Source organism: Candidatus Accumulibacter cognatus (assembly GCF_000584975.1).
GTDB lineage: Bacteria > Pseudomonadota > Gammaproteobacteria > Burkholderiales > Rhodocyclaceae > Accumulibacter > Accumulibacter cognatus.
Map to the genome: position 1 here is coordinate 1 of NZ_JDST02000068.1, position 2,475 is coordinate 2,475.

Below are 2,475 nucleotides of genomic sequence, written 5' to 3' on the forward strand. Positions count from 1 at the left end.
GAGGGGGCGAAGCCGCCGCGGCCGGTCTGTACCAGCGAACTCCCGCCGGTGATCCGGCAGGGGTGGTGTCCCAGTCCGCCGCTATCGAGCAGTTGCACGTTGAATCCGGTCAACGCCCCCGAGATGTCCAGCAAGGGCGTGCTGATCTGGACCACCCCGCTCACCCCGGTCGGCGCGGCGGCCTGGATGACGTTGAAGCTGAAGACTCCTGGCTGAAAGATGTAAGGCGTCTGCCCGCCGATGAACAGGGTGTCACCGCTCGGCACCAGTGCCTGCACGTCGATCTGTACATGGCCGCCGGCGGCATTCCTGGCAGCGGTATTGGCCTGGATGAAGCCGGTGTTCATGATCAGCGTATGCGCCTGGACATGGATGTCGCCACCGTTGCCCGCCACCCCCTTGACGGAAGTGCTGATCTGCGCGTTGTCCAGCAGGATCGTGCCCTGGCCACCGGTGATGTCGATTGAACCGCCGTTACCCTGGTTGGCGCTGGTGGTGATGCCGCTGTTGTCGAGAGCAAGCCGTTGGCTGAAATCGACCTGCACCTGGCTGGCCGCGACATTGCCGGTCGATGCAGCGGTGATCTCGGCGTCCTTCAGAAGAATCGTCGGCGCGCTCACGGCCAGGAGGCCAGGCGTAACCCCGAAAGGGTTGCCCAAGGAAGCATCGTTCTGAATGGAAACCGTTCCGTGACCGGTGAGCGAGACACTGTCCGTGGCGGAAAGAATAATCTGACCGCTTTGTCCGGAGGAACCGTAATAGGCTCTGCTGAATATCCCGGAATTCCTGCCAGGGGAATTCTGACCATCGATTCTTACGTTCGCGGCAGAGACTGTCACCTTGCCCGCGCTACCCGAGGTAAGCGTGGATGAACTGATCATCCCGCCGTTGGCGATTTCCAGAGCTCCCGTCGCACGCACATCCAGGCTTCCTGCATTGCCGGATCGGGCCAGATTTTCCAGGGTTCCATATGCGGCGCTGAAGATGCCGAACAAGGTCCCTTCCCCAAAAATCCTGATGTCGCCAGCAGACACGCTGACGGTGCCCGCATTCCCTGACCCATATGTCGAGGAATCGATTTCGCCACCATTGCTGATCGTCAGGGTGTTCCTGGCATTGACCTGGACGTTGCCGCCGAAGCCTGTGGGGACGGGCGCTAGGACTTGCTGCGAGCTCGTACTCCGGATGCTGCCTTCGCGGTCTACGGTGATCGTGTCGGCAGCGACCTTCACCGTGCCGGCATTGCCCGTCGACCAGGTGGATGAATCGATCTGTCCGGCATTCAGCACCGAAAGGGAACCGGCGACCATGACATCGATGTTGCCCGCGTTGCCCGCATTCCCGGTCAGCCCTGATAACGGATAGTTGTTGCTGCTGATCCCTGTCGATGTCCGCGCTCCCATTCCGTCGATGACGAGCCTACCCGCCGATACCTTGACCGTACCCGCATTGCCCCGCGACCAGGTGGACGAGTCGATCAATCCGCCATTCAGTACCGCCAGGGTGCCGGCTGTCGTGACATCGACAGTGCCCGCACGGCCGGCGGGGTCTGAGAGTGAACGGCTGGCGCTGCTGATGGCTGCGACCCCATTTCCCTGGCCATCGAGGGTGATCGATCCGGCCGACACCTTGACCGTGCCCGCATTGCCCGACCACCAGGTGGACGAATTGATACTGCTCCCGTTGTCCTTGACGGAAAGGCTGCCGGTTGCCTGCACGTCGATATTGCCGGCGTTTCCGGAGAGCGCGGCCTTGCTCAGGATCCCCGTTTCACCCGAGCCCAGGGAATCGATGGCGATCGACCCGGCGCTGACCATGATGTTTCCGGCAAGGCCGCTTGACCAGGAGGACGAATTGATGGTTGCAGCGTTGCGGATCGAGAGCCTGCCACTGGCGAGAACCCGGATATCGCCGGCGTCACCGCTTGATCCGGGTTTGGAATCGCTGAACAGGCCAGAACCGGTACCATCGATGGTGATGTTGCGCGCCGATACGGACGCGGATCCACCAGCACCGGCGGTGTAGGTGGAGGTGTCGACCTGCCCGTCGTTCCTCAGCGTGATGTCGCCACTGGCATTGATTCTGATGTTGCCAGCATTTCTGGCACTTTCCGTATAAGTGTAGAAGCCGGTCTGCTCACCGCCACTTCCCCCATCTACGGTCAGAGTACCGGTGGCGATCAAGATGTTGCCGGTGTGGTAGGCGTCATCGCTCAGTGCCCATACATATCCTCCATTGAGGATATCCATATTCCCTCTGGCGATGGGCAGTTCACCGGCAACGCTGACTTCTCCGGCAAGGCCGCCAAAGGCGATGATTCGAATGTCGCCTCCCTGACTGCCGATGCGCCCCCGGTCGATCTGCACATCTCCCCCGACCAGGCTCAGCGCTTGCAAGGGTTTGGCCAGGATTCCGGCGCCCGCATTGACCGCAATGCCCGCCCGCGTCGTTCCAAGAAAACCAAAGGCTTCCGGC

Annotated in this window: 1 protein-coding gene; it reads right to left on the reverse strand. The window is 61.6% G+C overall.

Features of this window, described 5'->3' with window-relative positions; translation table 11 throughout:
• Positions 1-2,475: hypothetical protein (locus AW06_RS13290; RefSeq protein WP_034950941.1), on the reverse strand; the 2,475-nt coding region annotated here is incomplete at both ends.